Below are 983 nucleotides of genomic sequence, written 5' to 3'. Positions count from 1 at the left end.
TCGTCCTCGGCGAGGTACTCCCCCGGTGGCCGGGCGATGAGGTCCACGCCTAGAGCAGGACCGAGGAGACGAGGTCGTGCACGATGTCGAAGCCACGCTCGGTGAGGATCGACTCGGCGTGGAACTGGACGCCGCGGAAATGCGGGCCGGTCACGGCGTGCACGTCGCCGGACTCGGGATCGGTGTCGACGCGCACACCGTCCGGCAGGACCGTTTCGGCCGACGGCCGACCGACGAACGTGTTGTAGAACCCGACCTTCGCCGGCTTGCCGTCGAGCAGCACGGCCGCCTGGGTGCCCTGGAAGACGATGTCCTTGAACGCGAGCGGGATGCCGAGCTGGTGGCACAGCGTCTGGTGGCCGAGGCACACGGCGAGGAACGGCTTCTCGTTCTCCAGCAGCCACGCGACCGCGGCCCGCATCCGCAGCATCTTGGGGTCGTTGTCGTCGCCGGGGTCACCGGGACCCGGCCCGACGATGACCAGGTCGTCGCCGTCGAGTGCGCCGTCGACGTACGCCTCATGGCGCACCACCCGGCTGCTGATCCCCATCCGGGTCAGCATGTGGCGCAGCATGTTCACGAAGTCGTCCTCGCCGTCGAGGATGACGGCGGACTTCCCGATCAGCCGCGGGTCGACCGGCGTACCGGCCTGGTCGGCGAGCCAGAAGCTGGAGAGCCGGTTGTTGCGGCTGTTGAGCGCGATCAGCACCTCTTCGTCGGCGACCAGCGTCGCGACGTCGGCGGTGGGGATCGGCGCCGGCGGGACGAGTCCGAAGGCGGACAGGATGCCGCCGGCCTTGGCGTGCGTCTCCGCCACTTCGTACGACGGCACGGAGTCCCGCACGAGGGTCGCTCCGGCCGTCACCTTCAGCGCCCCGTCGATCGAGACATCGGCCGTACGGATCACGATCGGGCTGTCCACGACGGGCTCACCCGCGGCGTCACGGCCGAAGAGGGCGAGCGCGGCGCCGTAGTAGCCACGG

1 protein-coding gene is annotated in these 983 nt (G+C 70.0%); it reads right to left on the bottom strand.

Translation table 11 applies throughout. The features are described from left to right. Positions 1 to 49 precede the first annotated feature (49 nt). The coding region (locus ACOADB_RS14060) for an aminodeoxychorismate/anthranilate synthase component II (RefSeq protein ID WP_378599670.1) at positions 50 to 983 on the bottom strand (934 nt) is incomplete at its 5' end.

The sequence above is a fragment of the Nocardioides sp. CPCC 206348 genome (assembly GCF_048654705.1).
Taxonomy (GTDB): Bacteria; Actinomycetota; Actinomycetes; order Propionibacteriales; family Nocardioidaceae; genus Nocardioides.
This window is presented reverse-complemented; position numbering and strand designations above follow the sequence as displayed.